Origin of the sequence: Acetonema longum DSM 6540, from assembly GCF_000219125.1 — a bacterium.
In the GTDB taxonomy this organism is placed as follows: domain Bacteria; phylum Bacillota; class Negativicutes; order Sporomusales; family Acetonemataceae; genus Acetonema; species Acetonema longum.
Map to the genome: position 1 here is coordinate 1 of NZ_AFGF01000030.1, position 18,421 is coordinate 18,421.

The window sequence follows — 18,421 nt, forward strand, 5'->3', positions numbered from 1 at the left end:
AACAAAAAAGCACCGAAATTTTCATTTCGGTGCTTCATTCTCTCTGGTCGGGGCGACAGGATTTGAACCTGCGACCTCACGGTCCCGAACCGTGCGCTCTACCAAGCTGAGCCACGCCCCGTTTGCTCACATTTTTAAATTATACATAGATACGACCGGAATGTCAAGGGTAATTCGTGCGGGTGCATAATATTTCATGAGAGATAAAAACTATCAACCTAACAAGGATTTTTAAATTTCGTGGAGAACTTAACCAAGTAAATTTTTTTGACCAAATACGGAGCATGAGGATAACAATATGAAAAAGAAATTTTTCATCATTTATGTTGCGATAGCAGTTGGCCTATGGACTTCTGCCGGGTATGCAAGCTCTGCGGAAACCGACGGGAATGAATATAAAACCGGGTCTATCAGCACGGAGTCTTATGATAGCCGCACCGGTCAGCAAATCATTGCCATGGCCAAACAATATGTGGGTACGCCATACGTATGGGGAGGCGCCAGCCCCGGCGGGTTTGATTGCTCGGGGTTCGTTTATTATTTGTATAAACAATTTGGCATTGATCTGCCGCGTATGGCGGATGGGCAAGCCTCAACGGGGATTCCGGTAAATATGAATGACTTACAGCCGGGGGACTTAGTCTTTTTTTCAACTTATGAGCCGGGTCCTTCTCACAGTGGAATTTATTTGGGCGATGGTTATTTTATTCATGCTAGTTCCGGCGCCGGTGAAGTGATCATTACTCACTTATTGAAGCCCTATTATAAAGAGAGATATCTTGGGGCGCGCCGGGTTATACGGCAAGGGGTGACTGCTATACTGGATATAACTTTTTCAGCAATAAGGTGTGTGACTTATAAATGCGGGTAATAACGGGAACGGCCAAAGGAACCATCTTAAAAGCGCCGGAGGGAATGGCGATCAGACCAACGACAGACCGGGTGAAAGAGTCTGTTTTTGCTATTTTGGGAGAACGGATCGTTAATGCGAAAGTGCTTGATTTATTTTCCGGCACCGGCAATCTGGGCATTGAGTCCCTGAGCCGCGGCGCACAGCAAGTTGTCTTTGTCGACCAGAGCGCCGTAAGTCTCCGTCTGATCAAAGAAAATCTGCAGCGAACCCGTATGACGGAGAAAGAGCATCTGGTCCTGCGGCTGAATATTTCGGGGGGGATGGAACGAGTCATGTCTTTCGGCGGATTTGACCTGATCTTCTGCGATCCCCCTTATAATAAAGGGTTGATAGACAATGTTCTGGGATTTATTGATAAAAACATCTCTATATTAGAAGGCGAGGGACTGATTATTGTCGAACACTCAAAGCATGAACAGGTAGGAGCATATAGGCATTTAGAAACAAAACGATTAGAAACATACGGAGAAACATGCATTAGCTTCATCGCAGGAAAAAATTAATCGAATCAACATAGGAGGTTCCCTCATGCGTATAGCAGTCTGTCCTGGAAGCTTTGATCCTGTGACAAAGGGACATTTGGATATTTTTGAGCGAGCAAGCAAACTATTTGATATTTTAGTGGTAGCTGTTTTCCATAATCCCAATAAAAAACCGTTATTCACTATGGAAGAGCGAGTAGAGATGCTGCAGGAAGCAACCCGGCATATTCCGAATATCAGAGTAGACGGATTTTCCGGCTTGCTGAACCAGTACGTGAGGCAACAAAATTCCACAGTGATCGTTCGCGGTTTGCGGGCTTTGAGTGATTTTGAGTACGAGTTCCAGCGGGCGCTGCTGATTAAAAAAATTGATCCGGGTATGGAAACTATTTTTATGATGACCAGCAGTGAATATTCTTTTGTCAGTTCCAGCGGAATCAAAGAACTGGCAAAATTCGGGGGAGATATCAGTTGTCTTGTTCCCTTGACGATCAAAGAAAAGGTTATACAGAAAATGAGTAAAGAGTAATATTCTCCGGCCGGGATGCTTAGGGGGAAGGAAGATGTCGATTCAGAAGATTTTAGAGGAAATGGATTATTTATTATTAAATGCCTCGCGCGTACCGTTTACCAATAAGAGGGTGATTGCCGTGGAAGATATGACCCGGCTTGTGGATGACCTGCGCGAGAACCTGCCCATGGAAATCATGGAGGCTAATCGGATCATCAACGAGCGCAAACGTATTTTAGAAGATGTACAGCGGGAATCGCAGGCGCTTATTGAACAGGCAAAACAGTATATTGTCAGGCTAACTGATGAAAATGCGATTACGCGTCAGGCCCAGGAGCAAGCCGGGGAAATTATTGCCCAGGCCCGGAACCAGGCGCGGGAAATGCAGAATGAATCATTGCTCTATGCCGATGGCGTTTTTCGTTCCTTGGAAGAGAATTTAGAAAAGGCACTGGAAGTTGTAAAAACAGGGCGAAGCAGTTTGCATCATACTAAAGATAGCAGTTAAGCTTCTGGACAAGAATTTGGGGAGCTGCTGCTCCCTATCTTTTTGCATAGAGGTATAACTTTCTGATCAAATAGTAACTCATAGATAATACTGTCAAAATAGATATCATTATACATGCCAGATATAAAGTCTGTTCCGCCCGGGCAATGCCGATGGCGAAGGGCGCCTGTCTGGCCGGCGCGGCCATGACGGGCAGAGCTGCGAATTTAGCAATGGAACTGGCCGGCCCCATTAAGAGAACTGTGACAATAGCGGCTAAAACGGCGTGAAGGAGTCGGCTGATCATGTAAGGGCCAATCCTGATTCCTGATTCGATGACTATACTGGCAACCTGTCCGTGTACCGATAGTCCGCTCCAGGCGATTATTGCGGCGGCAGCTGCTACTTTCTCGCCTAAAGGTGCCTGAGCCTGGGATGCTGCCAGACATCCCAGGTCGATTTCTAACAATCCGCTGACTAAGGCAGGCGCCAGTGAGGCGCTATAGCCGATCAGTTCAAGCAATCCTGCGAAAGCCTGGCTTAACAGTCCGGTAAATCCGGTAACAGTCAGGATTCGTATTACTACGGAAAAGATAATGATGAACCCGCCAATCAAAAGAATCGTATTCATTGAATTTTTTACAGAGTCGCCTAGCAGTTGTCCGATCGGTCGACCATCGTCATGACGCGCCTTGAATAAGGCTTCCAGGGCTCTGAGAAAAATGTTTTTTAATGGTCTCTTAGCTTCATCGGGCGATGACTTTTCAGAGCGGCCATGAAATCGAAACAATATTCCTACTAAAAAACTGGATAAGTAATGTCCCAAAGCAATAATGACTCCCAAATCGGGCCGGCCAAACATGCCTACGGCTACTGCTCCAAACATGAATAACGGATCGGCCGTATTGGTAAACGAAAGCAGACGCTCCGCTTCTACGGCGGTGCACATGCCGCTTTTACGAAATTTGGCAGTAATTACGGCATCCATTGGGTAACCGGAGGCCAGACCCATACTTAGGGCGAAAGCGCCGGCGCCTGGAACGTTAAATAAGGGGCGCATCAGCGGTTCCAGCAATATTCCAACAAAATGAACGATTCCTAATCCCATGAGGATTTCCGATAAAATAAAAAAGGGCAGAAGAGCGGGAAAAACTACGGTCCACCAGAGCTGCAGACCGATAATCGCTGAATCAAAGGCATCTTTGGGGTATTTTACGGTAGCGACAGTCAGACATATTGCGCACAGCGCAACCAGAACTACTCCCAGCTGGCCATAATACTGGCGGCTCCTGATTGTTTTTTTTATCACAAGGTTTCCCTCCTCCGCGCATAGGGTTTGCTATATAACATTTTATTGGGGGAGTACAGGTAATATAACTATGAACAAATTGTGAACGAGGTGTGAAAATGGGGAAGGGAGCAGAACTATTACGTCCTAAGGTCGGACTGGCTTTAGGTTCCGGCGGCTTGCGAGGCATGGCCCACGTAGGTGTTCTGAAAATATTGGAGCGGGAAAAGATTCCGGTGGATTACGTTGCCGGCTGCAGCATTGGCAGCCTAATCGGCTCCCTATATTGCGCCGGATTGCCGCCGGAAGCGATTCATAAGTTGGCTAAAGCGCTTAAACAGAGTCACTGGCTTGATTTTGCTATACCGACCATGGGGATTTTCTCCGGGGATCGTGTTTTAGACACGATTCGTCTTTTGACACAACAAAAAAAATTTGATCAGTTAAAGATTCCTCTGGCGATTGTGGCTACCGAACTGCACAGCGGGAAGGAAATCGTATTGACGGAAGGCGATGTGGCGGCTGCCGTACGGGCCAGTGTTTCCGTTCCGGGTATCTTTGTTCCTTATCAAATGGGGGATATGCTGTTGGTTGACGGAGCTGTCATCAATCCAACTCCGGTCGATGCAGTCAGAAACATGGGCGCGGATATTGTCATTGCGGTGGATCTGGCTCATGCCGGATCGATCGGTAAGGTCAACAACGTTTTTGACGTGATTATCCAATCCATTGACATCATGGAACGACAACTGTTTAAATATCGGGAACATCTCGGAGATATAGTGATCCGCCCGGATATCGCCCACATTTCGCCCAGTGAATTTGACGCCACCGATGAATGCGTGGCATTAGGTGAGGCAGCAGCCGAAACCGTTTTGCCGGACATACAGAAATTACTGGAATCAAGGGATCGTCATTAGGATCTGTATGTAATTCATCTGTTGGCTCGAATCAGGGGATTTTTCAACGGTTCCCTAATCAACCAAAACCGGAGAACGGATAAAGTCCTGTCCCCCTAGGCGGTAACCAGGATTAGGCACTGCCAGAGACCACAGATCCGTAGCATATGTATCCAGCGACAGCATCTTTTGACTGTTGGAAAGATGATTGGATAAACGAATTTTGCTATTTATCATATCGGTGGTTTTGGTAACAATCGGCAGAGTGCTGTTTGTGCGTATATGGCGCAGGATCTGCCGGCCTTTTCGATTAAACGCCAGCACTCGAACGTATAATGGACCGGTTGTATCATAGCAAAGGATATCCTTTTTCTGTATTCCCAGTAATTGCTGTGTCATAATTCGCTGCAACCGGGTGCGGGTATAACGCTTACTGATGACCTGATGGATCAGTTCTTCCACCGTGTTGGCGTTCAATGCGGCGCGTAAAATTTTATGGTGCAGTCCTTCCGATATATCAGCCGTGTTGGCTAATAGGGCCGGCGTGGCAGTTCTCAGCCTAGACAGTGTAATGCCGGACAAGCCGTAGGCTGTGACAGGTCCCTTGCCGGCAGAAAGTAATCTTTCAATTAAAACGCTGGAAGCCGGAGGGAGAGCCCCGTGGGTGACAGTATCCAGCTCTTCTTTTCGGAGGATCGACTCCCGAATAGCCGTAGCGCTGGCAATGTCGGCTGCGATGGTTCGCTCGTGGTAGGCGGCTATGCGGCGTTTTACCATGAGCGGCAGGAGCAGCGGCGCATATTTGCCAATAGCGCGCAGATATTCTACAGCCAGAATTGTATTGGGTTGACCGGCCAGCTTTTCGCCGTGAAACCCGAGATCTTCCCATATGGGATCTAGGGCGGCTTCCACGGCTCTTGCGTATGTTGCGCCTGATTTGAGGGCCTTCTTTAAATCCCTGCCGATATCAAGCGCATCCATTTGTGCAGCAACATTTTCCAGGATCTTGGAGTTTTCAATTTCGACTCCGAAACAAACATGGCTTACCACGCCCAAAGACTGCAGCAGCCGGATACCGCCGGTGGCAAAATACTGAGCGCTTCTCACAGCAAATGCGGTCGGCAGTTCAATGACCAGATCCACTCCGCCGCGGACCGCCATTTCGGCTCGGCTCCACTTATCGAAAATGGCAGGTTCACCTCGCTGCACGAAGTTTCCGCTCATCACTGCCACTGCATAATCACAACCCGAAAGACTTTTGGCTTCCCGGACATGCCAGCGATGACCATTGTGAAAGGGATTATATTCTGCGATAATGCCGACTGCACGCATATTGCCACCTCAAAATAGAAATGTTACCTATACTATAATATATGTTTTGATTTCGTTGTCAAATTGAAGGGGAAAAAACTACAAGCGGCGAAAAGAAATATTTGGTCTAGTGGTCGAACCGGTAGAGGTTTTTAATATATATTTCAATTTCAGGGAGGAATAGTAAATGAAGGTGCTCGTTGTTAACTGTGGTAGTTCATCCATTAAGTATCAGTTGTTTAACATGATGGATGAGACGGTCCTGGCAAAAGGACTGGTGGAACGAATCGGACTCGAAGGTTCGGTTTTGACGCATCAGCCGGACGGGAAAGATAAAGTGGTAATTCAGGAAGATATCCCCAATCACAGCGTGGGCATAAAATTGGTGCTTAACGCTTTGACAGACGGCAAACATGGTGTTATTACCAGTATGAAAGAGATCGTAGCCATTGGTCACCGGGTTGTCCATGCCGGTGAGAAGTTTGCTGACTCGGTATTGATTACTCCCGATGTCATGAATGCTCTGGAAGAGTGCATCGACATGGCGCCGCTGCATAATCCGCCTAATATTCTGGGGATTAATGCCTGCGCTGAGCTGATGCCCGGAGTACCTCAAGTGGGAGTATTTGATACCGCTTTCCATCAGACTATGCCTAAGCATGCATTTTTGTACGGTCTGCCTTACGAGGCTTACGAGAAGTATGGTTTGCGTCGTTATGGCTTCCATGGTACATCTCACAAGTACGTGTCGCAGCAGGCTGCTGAAATCATGGACCAGCATCTTACCAACCTGCGGATTATTACCTGCCATCTCGGCAACGGCGCCAGCATTGCGGCCATAAAATACGGCAGATCGATCGATACCAGCATGGGCTTTACCCCGCTAGAAGGTCTGGTCATGGGGACCCGGTCCGGCGAAATTGATCCGGCGATCATCCCCTATTTGATGAAAAAAGAAGGTATGACCCCGGATCAAATTGACTCTTATCTCAACAAGAAATCCGGCGTACTTGGCATTTCAGGAGTTTCCAGCGATTTCCGCGACATTGAAGGTGCGGCGGACACCGGCAATGAGCGGGCGCAGCTGGCAATCGACATTTTTGCCTATAGGGTCAAGAAATATATCGGAAGCTATGTGGCGGCTATGGGCGGGGTAGATGCTATCGTGTTTACTGCCGGTCTCGGTGAAAATTCACCGGACATACGGGATAAAATTTGCAATGGCTTAGAGTTTCTGGGCACCCGTATTGACCCGGCTAAAAATAAGATTCGCGGCAAAGCGCAGGAAATCAGCGTAGACGGCGCCAAGGTCAAAATTTTTGTAATTCCCACCAATGAAGAACTGGTCATCGCGCGCGACACAAGGGTAATTTGCGGCGGACTCATTTAGGTTACATTTTGGCTGCAGGGACGCCGGCAGGCGGCCCTGCATTTTTATTTGACAAAGTCTGCCTGGGTCGCTATAATGGATGAAGGCTGAGGTGGAAAGCATGAAGATTGACATATCGGATATTAAACGAGGTAATGTTAAGTCTAAGTCGTTTCATATTTCCCAGGCCTTTTTGTTGCTGTCCGATATTGAATATAGCGATATTCAGATTGGCGGGGAAGTTATCGACAATCACACTGCGTTGGAGGTTACGGGGGAAATTGCAGTCGCGGCAAAATATGTTTGCGGTCGATGCCTGGAACCTTTCACGGTTTCGATTCATCTTTCCTTTCACGAGAGTTTTCGCGAGTTGGGCAGTGTCAGCGGCGTGGACGATGCAGAACGTTTCTCCTATCAGGGGGATTCTATCGATGTGTCTGGCTTGGTTCAAACCGAACTGGTCCTAAACGAGCCGATTACCAGGATTTGTTCTTCTGAGTGCCGGGGGCTTTGCCCGGTATGCGGCGTCAATCTGAATCAGCAAACCTGTGAATGTAAAACCGACTCTGTGAATCCACAATTTGCGGCTTTGCAGCAGCTTTTAGACAAAAAGAAATCATAGCTTTTATAGTATTTTAAGGAGGTGTAAAATAAATGGCGGTACCGAAGCGTAAAATGTCTAAATCTCGTCGTGATAAACGGCGGGCAAATTGGAAATTGACTGTCCCCGGACTGATTGAGTGTCCCCAGTGTCACCAAATGAAAATGCCCCATCGGGTTTGCCCGGAGTGTGGCTTCTACAAAGGTAAAGAGGTTGTTGCAGCAGAATAGAATAGTCTGGAATGAGCAAGATAGCAGTATAAATCAGCTTGCTCATTTTTTTTCTTGCATTTTTAGTAGTTAGTCGTTATAATTTGTAATATCATTTAGTATTATGACTTGCTACTAGGGTTAGGTGATCGTATGGCCAGAACCCCCAAAAAAATACGTCAGGCTATGTTACAGGAGAAGCTGCAGAGCGGTTTGTTCTTTACGGATGAAGATTTAGCCTCTATGTTAGGGGTTAGCGTGCAGACCATCCGATTGGACCGTTTGGAATTGGGAATTCCTGAATTGAGGGAGAGGACCAAGCAAATGGCGCGGGCAGCTCAGGCGAAGGTCAGAGCGATTGCCAATGAGGATGTAGTAGGAGAAATTATTGACATTCAGTTAGGCAACTCGGGCATTTCCCTGTTGAATGTCACCCAGGAGATGGTCTTTGACAAGACCAAAATTGCCCGAGGACACTTTATTTTTGCTCAGGCGAATTCTTTGGCTATTGCCATCATCGACGCTCCGCTGGTGGTTACCGGTGTGGCCAATATAAAATACAAAACGCCGGTGCATGTTGGCGCTAAACTCATTGCCAAGGCGGAAGTCATTAAAAATAGAGGGAATAAATATTTTGTGTGGGTGAAAACTCGTAACGAGTCACAGGAAATTTTTCGGGCAAAATTCATTTTAGTATCGCTTGAGCTCAGTGAAGGGAGACATGGATGATGAGAGTGGCAGTCGATGCCATGGGTGGGGATTTTGCACCGGATGAAATCGTAGCGGGAGCGGTGGAAGCCGCCAGAGAATACGATTGTGACATTGTTCTGGTGGGTGATGAGCCTGCCATCCGTGAAGCGCTGAATCGGCATAGTCGGTGGTCTGAATTGCGTATTGAAATTCATCATGCCAGTCAGGTGATTGATATGCATGATCAGCCGGGAGCGGCTGTACGTAAGAAGAAAAATGCTTCTGTGGTAGTAGCTACCCGCCTGGTGAAAGAAGGAAAATGCGATGTCGTCATAGCGGCGGGCAGTACCGGAGCAGCTGCTGCTGCGGCTCTCCTTGGACTAGGGCGTATTGAAGGCATTGAGCGTCCGACCATTGCCACTCCTCTTCCTAATCTGGGAGGGACTACCATCCTCTTAGACTCCGGCGCCAATGTAGACTCAAAGCCTAAACATCTGCTGCAGAGCGCAATTATGGGTTCCATTTATGCCGAATATATCATGCACATAAAAAATCCACGGGTGGGACTGTTGAATATTGGCGAAGAAGATTCCAAAGGCAATGAACAGGCCCTTGCTACCTATCCTTTGCTGAAACAACTTAAAACCATACGCTTTATTGGCAATGTGGAAGGCCGCGACATTCCTAAAGGCACCGTGGATGTGGTGGTTTGTGACGGATTTGTCGGCAATGTCGTCCTGAAATTTGGCGAAGGTTTGGCCGGTGCCATTATGACTTTGATTAAAGACGCTTTCACCGGCGGCGGTTGGCTTGCCCGCATAGGTGCGGCATTGGCCCTGCCGGCATTAAAGGGATTGAAGCGAAAACTGGATTATGCTGAATACGGCGGAGCGCCGCTTTTGGGAGTGAATGGCGGATTTATTATCTGTCATGGCAGTTCCAAGGCTAAGGCGATTAAAAACGCTATTCGTGTTGGCCGGGAATTTAGCGAAAAAAAGGTTGTCGATCATATTCGAGAAAACATCGCCAGGGAGGGAATTATTGGCAATGATGAATAGCAGAGCTGTCGGAATTATTGGATTGGGTCACTACCTTCCCGATCGGGTTCTTACCAATAAGGAACTGGAACAAATGGTTGATACGAATGACGAGTGGATTGTCGATCGGACCGGCATTAAAGAACGCCGCATCGCCGCTGCTGATCAGGCCACTTCCGATTTAGCGGCAGCAGCAGCCCAAAAGGCTCTGGCAGATGCCGGTATAACGGCGGATCAATTGGACTTGATTATCGTTGCGACTGCGACGCCGGATATGTTTTTCCCCTCCACTGCCTGCTTGGTACAGGAAAAATTGAAAGCTACCAAGGCAGCCGCCTTTGATTTGGCGGCAGGGTGCTCCGGCTTTGCCTATGGCTTGGTGACTGCCTCCCAGTTCATTAAGGCCGGGTTGTACCGATATGTGTTAGTCGTGGGCGCGGAAACTCTGTCTAAAATCCTCGACTGGCAAGACCGTAACACCTGTGTCCTGTTTGGCGATGGTGCCGGAGCTGCAGTTTTAGGTGAAGTACCTGCCGGCTGCGGTATTTTGGGTATGAATCTGGGCGCAGACGGAGCGGGCGGAGACTTACTGAAAATGCCGGCCGGCGGGTCCCGTCAGCCCGCATCCGGTGAAACCGTTGACAATCGCCTTCATTTTATTCATATGAATGGTAATGAAGTTTTTAAATTTGCGATTAAAGTAATGGGGGAAGCGGCTGTTGCGGCCTTGCAGCAGGCGGGTATAGAGCCTGAAGCTGTCGATTGCCTAATTCCGCACCAGGCAAACATCCGCATTATCCAATCGGCTGCCAAACGCTTGAAAATGCCGATGGAAAAAGTTTTTGTCAATGTGGATAAATACGGAAATACTTCTGCCGCCTCGATTCCTATTGCTCTGGATGAAGCGGTCAATTCCGGACGTATCAAAAATGGAGACTTGGTTGTTTTAGTTGGCTTTGGCGCCGGGCTGACATGGGCAGCCTGCGTGCTAAAATGGTGCAAAGGAGATAATACTGTTGCTTAAAACTAATATATGTAACTTGCTGCATATTGAGTATCCTATCCTGCAGGGAGGTATGGCTTGGGTGGCAACCGCAGAATTGGCGGCTGCCGTATCCAATGCAGGCGGCTTGGGACTTCTCGGTGCAGCGAATATGTCGCACGATTTGTTGCAGGCTGAAATTCGTAAAACCAAGATCTTGACGGATAAGCCTTTCGGTGTAAACATTATGCTCATGTCTCCTTTTGTTAAGGATGTCATGCGGGTCGTAATCGAAGAAAGGGTACCGGTCGTTACTACTGGTGCCGGTAACCCGGCCGAATATATTCCCGCGTTGAAAGCCGTCGGAACAAAAGTGATTCCGGTGGTTGCCTCGGTTGCGTTAGCTCAGAGACTGGAAAGGACCGGAGTGGACGCTGTGATTGCCGAAGGCATGGAAAGCGGCGGTCATATCGGTGAAGTTACCACCATGGCTTTGGTGCCTCAGGTCGTCGATGCTGTTAATGTCCCGGTGATTGCAGCTGGAGGAATCGCCGATTCTAGAGGAGTCGTCGCTGCTCTGGCGCTGGGCGCTCAAGGCGTTCAAATCGGAACGCGGTTTGTTGTCTCCACTGAATGTATTGCTCATCCGGAATATAAGCATGCCATTATTAAGGCTAGAGACCGTTCCACCGTGGTCACAGGGACATCTACCGGACATCCGGTGCGCTGTCTGGCCAATAAATTGACCCGTGATTTTCTGGCAATGGAAAAACGCGGGGCCTCCCTCGAAGAGTTTGGCAATTTGGGAGCGGGAAAATTGAAAGCGGCAGCCCGGGACGGCGATGTGGAATGTGGCTCGATTATGATCGGACAGATTGCCGGTATGGTCGAGGATGTCAAACCTGTGGCGGAAATTATTCAGGATCTGGTTAAAGGCATACCCTCAATTGTAAATGAAATCAGTCAATGTTCCCAAGCGAAATAAGGGGGGTTGTTTTATGAGTAAAATCGCGTTTGTTTTTCCCGGGCAGGGATCTCAAACCGTAGGCATGGGCAAAGAATTATATGAGAAATATGATGTTGTAAAGCGATTCTTTAATTCTGCCGATCAGGCTTTGGGCTTTTCCGTCACCGATCTGTGCTTTAACGGGCCGGAGGAAGAATTAAAAAAGACCTTTAACACCCAACCGGCAATTTTGACGATGAGCGTTGCCTGTTATGAGGTCTTGAAAGAGCACGGCATTACTCCGGATATTGTGGCCGGTCATAGCCTGGGAGAATATTCCGCACTGGTGGCTGCAGGCTCTTTGTCCTTTACCGACGCCGTGAAGCTGGTTCGTAAACGGGGGGAATTCATGCAGGAAGCTGTTCCTCTGGGACAGGGCAGTATGGCGGCAATTATGGGGTCTGAGCGTGACCTGGTTATCGAAATGTGCCGTAAGGCTTCCGCCGAGGCGGGACCGGTTCAGGCAGTCAATTTTAACTGCCCGGGGCAAATCGTTATTGCCGGTCAGACTGCCGCCGTCGATAAAGCCGTGGAATTATTGAAAGCAGCCGGAACCAAGAAAGCGGTTTTACTGCCTGTCAGCGCTCCTTTCCATAGCACATTAATGCAGCCGGCGGCGGAAAAATTGGCCTTGGAATTGGATAAAATAGCGATTAAGGACGCAACGATACCGGTTGTGGCCAATATTAACGGTAAACCTGTGCAGAATAAGGACATGATCCAGTCTTCGCTGGTTAAGCAAGCCGCCAATCCAGTATTGTGGGAAGATTCTGTAGCCACGATGATCGGATTGGGGACTCATGTTTTTGTCGAAGTCGGTCCGGGCAGGGTTCTGACCGGTTTTACCAAGAAAATTGCCAAAGAAATGACTGGCTTAAATGTAGAAGATATTGCGTCATTAGAAAAATCCCTTGATTATTTCAAGGAGGTTCGTTAAAATGCTTTTAGACAATAAAGTAGCTATTGTTACCGGCGGTTCCCGCGGCATAGGACGAGCTGTATGTATCGCCTTGGCTAAGGCCGGTGCAAAGGTAGTTGTCAATTATGCCGGTAATGCAGCTGCAGCGCAGCAAACTTTGGACGAGATCCAAAAAATAAACGGACAGGCAATGATGGTCCAGGCTGATGTTTCCCGCAGCGAAGATGTAGAGAACATGGTCAAACAGACGCTCGATGCCTTTGGCAAAATTGATATTCTGGTAAATAATGCCGGAATCACTAAGGATAATCTGCTAATGCGCATGAAGGAAGAAGACTGGGACGCGGTACTGAATACCAACCTGAAAGGTATCTTCCATTGCACTAAACAGGTTTCCCGCGTGATGATCAAGCAAAAATCCGGAAAAATTATCAACATGACCTCTGTGGTCGGGATTATGGGGAATGCCGGACAATCCAATTATGCGGCAGCGAAAGCCGGTGTAATTGGTTTTACCAAATCCATGGCCAAAGAACTGGCTTCACGGGGGATTACCGTGAATGCTGTGGCGCCTGGATATATTATGACTGATATGACCGCAGACTTGCCAGAACAGGCCAAAGCCGAGTTTGCCAAAGGCATTCCGTTAAGTCGTCCGGGTATGCCGGAAGATGTGGCAGCGGCCGTAGTATTTTTAGGTTCTGACCAGACAGACTATATTACCGGACAAACTTTAAATGTTGACGGCGGTATGGTCATGTAATTTGCTGCATTACAAGTTGTAAATGTAAGTTTTGATTCAAGCAGTGGAAGGAGGTGAAACTCATGACTACGTTTGATAAAGTAAAAGAGATTGCTGTTGAACAATTAGGCGTTGATGAAGCCGATGTTTCTATGGATTCCACTTTTATTGATGATCTCGGTGCAGATTCTCTGGACATTGTTGAATTGATCATGGCGTTTGAAGAGGAATTTAATATTGAGATTCCTGATGAAGCAGCTGAGAAAATTAAGACCGTTAAAGATGCAGTGGAGTACATAGACAAAGAAAAGCAAGGTTAATCAAAATTACCTGTGAAAATAAGAAAGTCCCGTGGATCATAGCATAGCTGTTCGCGGGACTTTCTTAAAGGTAATGTGCTATTTGAAATGGAGGAGTTGCTGCTTGAGACTACCAGAACTAAGAATAGGCAGTCTGATTGCCAAAGTACCCGTTATACAGGGCGGCATGGCAGTTAGGATATCAACGGCTCCCTTGGCGGCGGCAGTGGCCAGCGAAGGTGGCATTGGTCTAATTGCGGCATCAGGTATGACACTTGATGAATTACGTCATGAAATTCGACTTGCCCGCCATCTGACTAAAGGGATTATAGGTATTAATGCTATGGTGGCGGCCAGACAGTTTGCCAACTTGGTAAAAACAGCAATTGAAGAAGGTATTGACCTGGTGGTTGCAGGCGCCGGCTTCTCGCGCGATATGTTTCAAATGGGCAAAGATTCCGGTACTCCGATAGTACCGATCGTATCTTCCGTTAAGTTGGCTAAAATCTCCGAAACGCTCGGCGCTTCGGCCATTGTGGTCGAAGGCAAGGAAGCCGGTGGACATCTGGGCACGGATCAATCCATGCGCGATTTACTGCCGGGCATCAAAAAGGCTGTCAATATTCCTGTGATTGGCGCTGGCGGCGTGATTAACGGACGTGATGTAGCGGAAGTCATTAAACTGGGAGCTGACGGGGTTCAAATGGGAACTCGTTTTGCGGCCAGCGAGGAATCAAACGCGGGACCTGCTCTGAAAGAATTCTACCTGAAAAGCAAACCGGAAGACGTTGTCATAATTAAAAGTCCGGTAGGACTTCCTGGCAGGGCGATCAATAACCCTTTTGCGGCGAAAACAATTGAAGGTACTGCTCCTGTACCGCAAACCTGTGACGCCTGTCTGAAACATTGTGCAAAGAATTTTTGTATTATTAAGGCCCTTATCAGGGCACAGCAGGGTGACGTGGAAACCGGGTTAGTGTTTACAGGCGAGTATATTCATAAAATAAAAGAGATTCTGCCAGTTAAAGAAATATTTGCTCGATTGGTAAAAGAAGCAAAAGAAATAGAGTAATCAGTCATTAAGAGGTGATAATATGAAAAAACGAGTAGTTGTTACAGGGTTAGGGGCTATTAGCCCGATAGGCATTGGCAAGGACGCGTTTTGGAATTCCCTGATGGAGGGTAAATCCGGCATTACCCGGATCAGTCGATTTGATCCGACGGATTATGCCACCCAGATTGCCGGTGAAGTGAAGGATTTCGACCCTACACAATTTATTGATAAAAAAGAAGCGAAACGGATGGACCGTTCCACTCAGTTTGCCATTGCCGCCGCTAAGATGGCCTTAGAGGATTCCGGCATGGAGCTGGAAAAAGAAGATCGCAGCCGGATCGGTACCGTGATTGGCACCGGCATAGGCGGTATAGAAACATTACATGACCAGTATAAAACCTTGTTTGACAAAGGTCCGAACCGAATCAGTCCCTTCTTTGTCCCGATGATGATTGCTAACATGGCTTCAGGCTTAACATCTATTACTTTCGGACTGCAGGGGCCTTGCACCTGTGTGGTCACAGCCTGCGCGACCGGCACGAATGCCATCGGTGATGCCTTCAAGATGATTCAGCGTGGCGATGCCGATGTGATGGTAGCCGGCGGTACAGAAGCGCCTATTTCTCCTGCGGCAGTGGCCGGCTTCTGCTCGATGAAGGCTATGTCTACCCGTAATGATGAACCGGAAAAAGCCTCCCGTCCGTTTGAAAAAGGCCGTGATGGCTTTATCATGGGCGAAGGCGCCGGTATTGTCATCCTGGAGTCCCTGGAGCATGCTTTGGCTCGCGGGGCTCGCATTTACGCTGAAATAGCCGGCTATGGCAGCAATGCGGATGCCTATCATATCACCGCTCCTGCTCCGGAAGGTGTCCAGGCAGCCAAGTGTATGGCGGCGGCTATTGCCGATGCGGGACTGAAACCGGAAGATGTGGATTATATCAATGCTCACGGCACTTCCACTCCTTTGAACGATAAAAATGAAACTCTGGGAATTAAGTCCCTGTTCGGCTCTCATGCCAGTAAATTGGCAATTAGCTCGATTAAATCCATGACCGGGCATTTGCTGGGGGCGGCAGGCGGCGTTGAGACTGTGGCCAGCGTCCTGAGCGTTGCAAAAGACGAAATTCCCCCTACGATTAATTACGATACACCGGACCCAGAGCTTGACCTGGATTATGTTCCCAACAAATCCCGGAAACAAACGGTTCGGGTGGCTATCTCCAACTCCTTTGGCTTTGGCGGTCACAATGCAACAATTTTGGTCAAAAAATATCTGGGGTAGTAATGGGAAAGTGATACTATGTTGGATAAACGCAGGATCCGGACGCTATCTGCTCTAAGCGACAAAATAGGCATCCGTTTTTCTGATCTGATTTTATTTCACCAAGCGTTAATTCATACTTCTTATGCTAACGAGTATAAAGGCGTTGATATTGTTGATAATGAGCGTCTTGAGTTTTTAGGGGATGCCGTTTTGGATCTGGTCATCAGCGATTATCTCTACCGATATTTTCCCAGACTGCCTGAAGGTGAATTGACGAAAGCCCGGGCAACCATCGTCTGCGAGCAAACTTTGGCCCAGCATGCCGTTAAACTTGGTATCGGCGAGCATCTGCTCCTGGGAAAAGGTGAATTGAGTTCTGGCGGACGTGAACGCGTATCGATATTGGCAGATGCTTTTGAAGCGGTAATTGGGGCTATTTATTTGGATGCCGGGTTTAACTGCGTTTTTGAGTTTATTCTCAAACATTTTCAACGGGATTTACTCATGGTGGAACGCGGCGAATACAACAATGACTATAAGACAATATTACAGGAAAGGGTCCAGAAAAACACTGACGGCAAAGTTCAGTACGAGGTTGTCAGCGAGCGGGGGCCTGACCATGACAAATTGTTTGAAGTTGCTGTTTCGGTCAACGGCAGGCGGCTGGGGATTGGCGCCGGCAAGACGAAAAAAGAATCGGAACAAAACGCTGCGAAACAAGCGCTCGGTGAATTGCACACATTACACACTTCCTGAATTTGGAGGTGTGTAATGCTCTATTTAGACGAAAAAACTCTGCGAAGAGGAGTTTTCTTCTCCCAGAGCTTTGAGAATTTGAGATGAAGGATAACCCATATGAAACGATGCATTATTCCCATCTTTATTCCCCATTACGGATGTTCCCGGCAATGTGTCTTTTGCAATCAGCATAAAATCACCGGCAACACTGAACCGGTGAAGCCAGAAAAGCTTGCTGAGACGATCAACCGGTATCTGATGACTGTTTCCCGTGAGACCACATTTGTAGAAGTGGCTTTTTACGGGGGCAGCTTCACCGCCTTGCCTGCCGACACGCAATGTTCTTTTCTTCGGCCTGCTTATGAGGCTCTGAGCACCGGGAAAATTGACGCGATCAGGCTTTCAACCAGGCCGGATTGCATTGATCCTGATACCGTCGCCAGACTGAGACAGTATCAGGTCGCTACGGTGGAACTGGGCGTCCAGTCTTTGGATGATGCCGTGCTGCAGACTGCCAACCGGGGGCATACCGCCCGGGATGCAATCCGGGCAGTGGAACTGGTCAAACAAGCCGGCTTTACCTGCGGCGTTCAGCTTATGCCCGGTTTGCCGAAGGAAAATTGGCATAAGCTGATCAAAACCACTGAATTGGCGGTAAAGTGCCGGCCGGACTTTATCCGTCTGTATCCAACTGTGGTCCTGGCCGGTACCGCCTTAGCGGATATGTATCAGCAGGGAGAATTCCGTCCTCTATCCCTTGATGAGGCGGTAAAGCGCTGTGCTTACATGAAGCTGCTTTGTGAACGCAATCATATTCCGGTGATACGAACCGGGCTTCAGGCAAGCCGGGAACTGGAGGACTCGGCTGTCACTGTGGCCGGTCCCTATCATCCGGCCTTTGGCGAACTGGTGGATTCTCATATTTATTACCTTGTGGTTGCTCATGCTTTGGAGCAAATCGGTCTGCCGCCGGCTTCCCGCCTAAATCCGGTGATTATACATTTTCATCCCCAGGAAGAATCCAAAATGCGGGGAATGAAAAATAACAATCTCCTGCGTTGGCAGCGGGAATATGGGGTTGTATGCAAATTGCGGGGAGATTTGGACCATAAGGGCAGTGTCGTAATTGAATTTAATTCCACGAAATTTGTCGGAAATAAATCGATGCTATTTTCTGTTTAAAAACTGTAAAGGAAGGAATTTATAGGAAACGAGCAGAATACTTATAGCTATATATGCTCTAACTTCAAAGGAGGTTAAGTGATGGAAATGCTTAAAGTATCTGCACAATCCAACCCTAAATCTGTTGCTGGAGCGCTCGCTGCAGTGCTGCGGGAAAAGGGATCCGCCGAACTGCAGGCTGTAGGGGCGGGGGCGGTCAATCAATCCATTAAGGCGATAGCAATTGCACGTGGCTTTGTTGCTCCTAATGGCATTGATCTGGTGACAATACCGGCATTTACGGAAATCACGATTGATGGGGAAGAACGGACTTCGATTCGATTCATAGTAGAACCGCGTTAGAATTTTGTTGTAAAAAACCTGTTTGCGGCGCAGACAGGTTTTTTATTTAAGCGGAAACAAGATCCGCAAAGCGGTCTTGTTTCTCGCCAAGGTGGA

At 48.0% G+C, this 18,421-nt stretch carries 22 protein-coding genes and 1 tRNA gene; 20 read left to right on the plus strand and 3 right to left on the minus strand.

All coding sequences use genetic code 11. The features are described from left to right. Positions 1-44: 44 nt before the first annotated feature. Positions 45-121 (minus strand) — tRNA-Pro (locus ALO_RS04015). Between the two features lie 177 nt (positions 122-298). On the opposite strand from ALO_RS04015, the gene ALO_RS21690 reads away from it, so the two are divergent. The 4 genes from ALO_RS21690 to ALO_RS04035 are packed head-to-tail and all read left to right on the plus strand — an operon-like array spanning position 299 to position 2,414. Then, the gene (locus ALO_RS21690; RefSeq protein WP_004573066.1) at positions 299-871 is read left to right on the plus strand and encodes a C40 family peptidase; all 573 of its coding nucleotides are present in this window, start codon (positions 299-301) and stop codon (positions 869-871) included. Then, a complete protein-coding gene (gene rsmD, locus ALO_RS04025; RefSeq protein ID WP_004573067.1) occupies positions 862-1,416 on the plus strand; it encodes a 16S rRNA (guanine(966)-N(2))-methyltransferase RsmD in 555 nt (184 codons plus the stop codon). The genes ALO_RS21690 and rsmD overlap by 10 nt, the downstream gene beginning before the upstream one ends. Positions 1,417-1,441: 25 nt before the next feature. Continuing rightward, entirely contained in the window at positions 1,442-1,924 is a 483-nt protein-coding gene (gene coaD / locus ALO_RS04030; protein ID WP_004573068.1) for a pantetheine-phosphate adenylyltransferase, read from the plus strand. Positions 1,925-1,958: 34 nt separating this feature from the next. Further along, positions 1,959-2,414, plus strand: a complete 456-nt coding sequence (locus ALO_RS04035) for an ATP synthase subunit B family protein (protein WP_004573069.1) — start codon at positions 1,959-1,961, stop codon at positions 2,412-2,414. Between the two features lie 34 nt (positions 2,415-2,448). Here ALO_RS04035 and ylbJ read toward each other — a convergent pair whose 3' ends face one another. Beyond that, on the minus strand, positions 2,449-3,702 hold the full coding sequence (gene ylbJ, locus ALO_RS04040; RefSeq protein WP_004573070.1) for a sporulation integral membrane protein YlbJ: 1,254 nt from the start codon (positions 3,700-3,702) through the stop codon (positions 2,449-2,451). Between the two features lie 98 nt (positions 3,703-3,800). Here ylbJ and ALO_RS04045 point away from each other — a divergent pair, with 98 nt between their 5' ends. Continuing rightward, positions 3,801-4,601 carry a patatin-like phospholipase family protein gene (locus ALO_RS04045; RefSeq protein WP_004573071.1) on the plus strand — a complete coding sequence of 267 codons (801 nt, stop codon included), beginning with the start codon at positions 3,801-3,803 and terminating at the stop codon, positions 4,599-4,601. A gap of 54 nt (positions 4,602-4,655) precedes the next feature. Here ALO_RS04045 and ALO_RS04050 read toward each other — a convergent pair whose 3' ends face one another. Then, entirely contained in the window at positions 4,656-5,912 is a 1,257-nt protein-coding gene (locus ALO_RS04050; protein ID WP_004573072.1) for a nucleotidyltransferase, read from the minus strand. A 166-nt stretch (positions 5,913-6,078) separates the two neighbouring features. On the opposite strand from ALO_RS04050, the gene ALO_RS04055 reads away from it, so the two are divergent. The 15 genes from ALO_RS04055 (at position 6,079) to ALO_RS04125 (ending at position 18,325) form a co-directional block, all read left to right on the plus strand. Continuing rightward, positions 6,079-7,281: an acetate/propionate family kinase gene (locus tag ALO_RS04055; protein ID WP_004573073.1), complete on the plus strand. Its 1,203-nt coding sequence runs from the start codon at positions 6,079-6,081 to the stop codon at positions 7,279-7,281. A gap of 100 nt (positions 7,282-7,381) precedes the next feature. Then, entirely contained in the window at positions 7,382-7,882 is a 501-nt protein-coding gene (locus ALO_RS04060) for a YceD family protein (RefSeq protein ID WP_004573074.1), read from the plus strand. 32 nt (positions 7,883-7,914) lie between these two features. Further along, positions 7,915-8,091 (plus strand): 50S ribosomal protein L32, encoded by a 177-nt coding sequence (rpmF, locus tag ALO_RS04065; RefSeq protein ID WP_004573075.1) that lies wholly within the window; start codon positions 7,915-7,917, stop codon positions 8,089-8,091. A gap of 132 nt (positions 8,092-8,223) precedes the next feature. Beyond that, positions 8,224-8,799, plus strand: coding sequence for a transcription factor FapR (gene fapR / locus ALO_RS04070; RefSeq protein WP_004573076.1), 576 nt, complete (start codon positions 8,224-8,226; stop codon positions 8,797-8,799). Beyond that, the gene (plsX, locus tag ALO_RS04075) at positions 8,799-9,818 is read left to right on the plus strand and encodes a phosphate acyltransferase PlsX (RefSeq protein ID WP_004573077.1); all 1,020 of its coding nucleotides are present in this window, start codon (positions 8,799-8,801) and stop codon (positions 9,816-9,818) included. Before fapR ends, plsX begins: the two co-directional genes overlap by 1 nt. Beyond that, positions 9,811-10,821, plus strand: a complete 1,011-nt coding sequence (locus ALO_RS04080) for a beta-ketoacyl-ACP synthase III (RefSeq protein WP_040292696.1) — start codon at positions 9,811-9,813, stop codon at positions 10,819-10,821. Before plsX ends, ALO_RS04080 begins: the two co-directional genes overlap by 8 nt. Further along, positions 10,814-11,764: an enoyl-[acyl-carrier-protein] reductase FabK gene (fabK, locus tag ALO_RS04085; protein WP_004573079.1), complete on the plus strand. Its 951-nt coding sequence runs from the start codon at positions 10,814-10,816 to the stop codon at positions 11,762-11,764. The genes ALO_RS04080 and fabK overlap by 8 nt, the downstream gene beginning before the upstream one ends. A 13-nt stretch (positions 11,765-11,777) precedes the next feature. Next, a complete protein-coding gene (gene fabD, locus ALO_RS04090) occupies positions 11,778-12,722 on the plus strand; it encodes an ACP S-malonyltransferase (protein WP_004573080.1) in 945 nt (314 codons plus the stop codon). 1 nt (position 12,723) lies between these two features. Further along, a complete protein-coding gene (gene fabG, locus ALO_RS04095) occupies positions 12,724-13,467 on the plus strand; it encodes a 3-oxoacyl-[acyl-carrier-protein] reductase (protein ID WP_004573081.1) in 744 nt (247 codons plus the stop codon). Positions 13,468-13,529: 62 nt separating this feature from the next. Continuing rightward, positions 13,530-13,766, plus strand: coding sequence for an acyl carrier protein (locus ALO_RS04100; RefSeq protein WP_004573082.1), 237 nt, complete (start codon positions 13,530-13,532; stop codon positions 13,764-13,766). Between the two features lie 103 nt (positions 13,767-13,869). Then, positions 13,870-14,817 (plus strand): NAD(P)H-dependent flavin oxidoreductase, encoded by a 948-nt coding sequence (locus ALO_RS04105; protein ID WP_040292693.1) that lies wholly within the window; start codon positions 13,870-13,872, stop codon positions 14,815-14,817. 22 nt (positions 14,818-14,839) lie between these two features. After that, positions 14,840-16,081 (plus strand): beta-ketoacyl-ACP synthase II, encoded by a 1,242-nt coding sequence (gene fabF / locus ALO_RS04110; protein WP_004573084.1) that lies wholly within the window; start codon positions 14,840-14,842, stop codon positions 16,079-16,081. Positions 16,082-16,099: 18 nt separating this feature from the next. Next, positions 16,100-16,819, plus strand: a complete 720-nt coding sequence (rnc, locus tag ALO_RS04115; RefSeq protein ID WP_004573085.1) for a ribonuclease III — start codon at positions 16,100-16,102, stop codon at positions 16,817-16,819. A 99-nt stretch (positions 16,820-16,918) separates the two neighbouring features. Further along, a complete protein-coding gene (locus ALO_RS04120) occupies positions 16,919-17,983 on the plus strand; it encodes an elongator complex protein 3 (RefSeq protein ID WP_004573086.1) in 1,065 nt (354 codons plus the stop codon). 81 nt (positions 17,984-18,064) lie between these two features. Beyond that, positions 18,065-18,325 (plus strand): stage V sporulation protein S, encoded by a 261-nt coding sequence (locus tag ALO_RS04125; protein ID WP_004573087.1) that lies wholly within the window; start codon positions 18,065-18,067, stop codon positions 18,323-18,325. The last annotated feature ends 96 nt before the right edge of the window (positions 18,326-18,421 follow it).

What these genes read in the sequence shown, in the direction of transcription:
- ALO_RS21690 (WP_004573066.1), top strand. Translation starts at nt 299, where the DNA reads ATGAAAAAGAAATTTTTCATCATTTATGTTGCGATAGCAGTTGGCCTA.
- rsmD (WP_004573067.1), top strand. Translation starts at nt 862, where the DNA reads ATGCGGGTAATAACGGGAACGGCCAAAGGAACCATCTTAAAAGCGCCG.
- coaD (WP_004573068.1), top strand. Translation starts at nt 1,442, where the DNA reads ATGCGTATAGCAGTCTGTCCTGGAAGCTTTGATCCTGTGACAAAGGGA.
- ALO_RS04035 (WP_004573069.1), top strand. Translation starts at nt 1,959, where the DNA reads ATGTCGATTCAGAAGATTTTAGAGGAAATGGATTATTTATTATTAAAT.
- ALO_RS04045 (WP_004573071.1), top strand. Translation starts at nt 3,801, where the DNA reads ATGGGGAAGGGAGCAGAACTATTACGTCCTAAGGTCGGACTGGCTTTA.
- ALO_RS04050 (WP_004573072.1), bottom strand. Translation starts at nt 5,912, where the DNA reads ATGCGTGCAGTCGGCATTATCGCAGAATATAATCCCTTTCACAATGGT.
- ALO_RS04055 (WP_004573073.1), top strand. Translation starts at nt 6,079, where the DNA reads ATGAAGGTGCTCGTTGTTAACTGTGGTAGTTCATCCATTAAGTATCAG.
- ALO_RS04060 (WP_004573074.1), top strand. Translation starts at nt 7,382, where the DNA reads ATGAAGATTGACATATCGGATATTAAACGAGGTAATGTTAAGTCTAAG.
- rpmF (WP_004573075.1), top strand. Translation starts at nt 7,915, where the DNA reads ATGGCGGTACCGAAGCGTAAAATGTCTAAATCTCGTCGTGATAAACGG.
- fapR (WP_004573076.1), top strand. Translation starts at nt 8,224, where the DNA reads ATGGCCAGAACCCCCAAAAAAATACGTCAGGCTATGTTACAGGAGAAG.
- plsX (WP_004573077.1), top strand. Translation starts at nt 8,799, where the DNA reads ATGAGAGTGGCAGTCGATGCCATGGGTGGGGATTTTGCACCGGATGAA.
- ALO_RS04080 (WP_040292696.1), top strand. Translation starts at nt 9,811, where the DNA reads ATGAATAGCAGAGCTGTCGGAATTATTGGATTGGGTCACTACCTTCCC.
- fabD (WP_004573080.1), top strand. Translation starts at nt 11,778, where the DNA reads ATGAGTAAAATCGCGTTTGTTTTTCCCGGGCAGGGATCTCAAACCGTA.
- fabG (WP_004573081.1), top strand. Translation starts at nt 12,724, where the DNA reads ATGCTTTTAGACAATAAAGTAGCTATTGTTACCGGCGGTTCCCGCGGC.
- ALO_RS04100 (WP_004573082.1), top strand. Translation starts at nt 13,530, where the DNA reads ATGACTACGTTTGATAAAGTAAAAGAGATTGCTGTTGAACAATTAGGC.
- fabF (WP_004573084.1), top strand. Translation starts at nt 14,840, where the DNA reads ATGAAAAAACGAGTAGTTGTTACAGGGTTAGGGGCTATTAGCCCGATA.
- rnc (WP_004573085.1), top strand. Translation starts at nt 16,100, where the DNA reads ATGTTGGATAAACGCAGGATCCGGACGCTATCTGCTCTAAGCGACAAA.
- ALO_RS04120 (WP_004573086.1), top strand. Translation starts at nt 16,919, where the DNA reads ATGAAACGATGCATTATTCCCATCTTTATTCCCCATTACGGATGTTCC.
- ALO_RS04125 (WP_004573087.1), top strand. Translation starts at nt 18,065, where the DNA reads ATGGAAATGCTTAAAGTATCTGCACAATCCAACCCTAAATCTGTTGCT.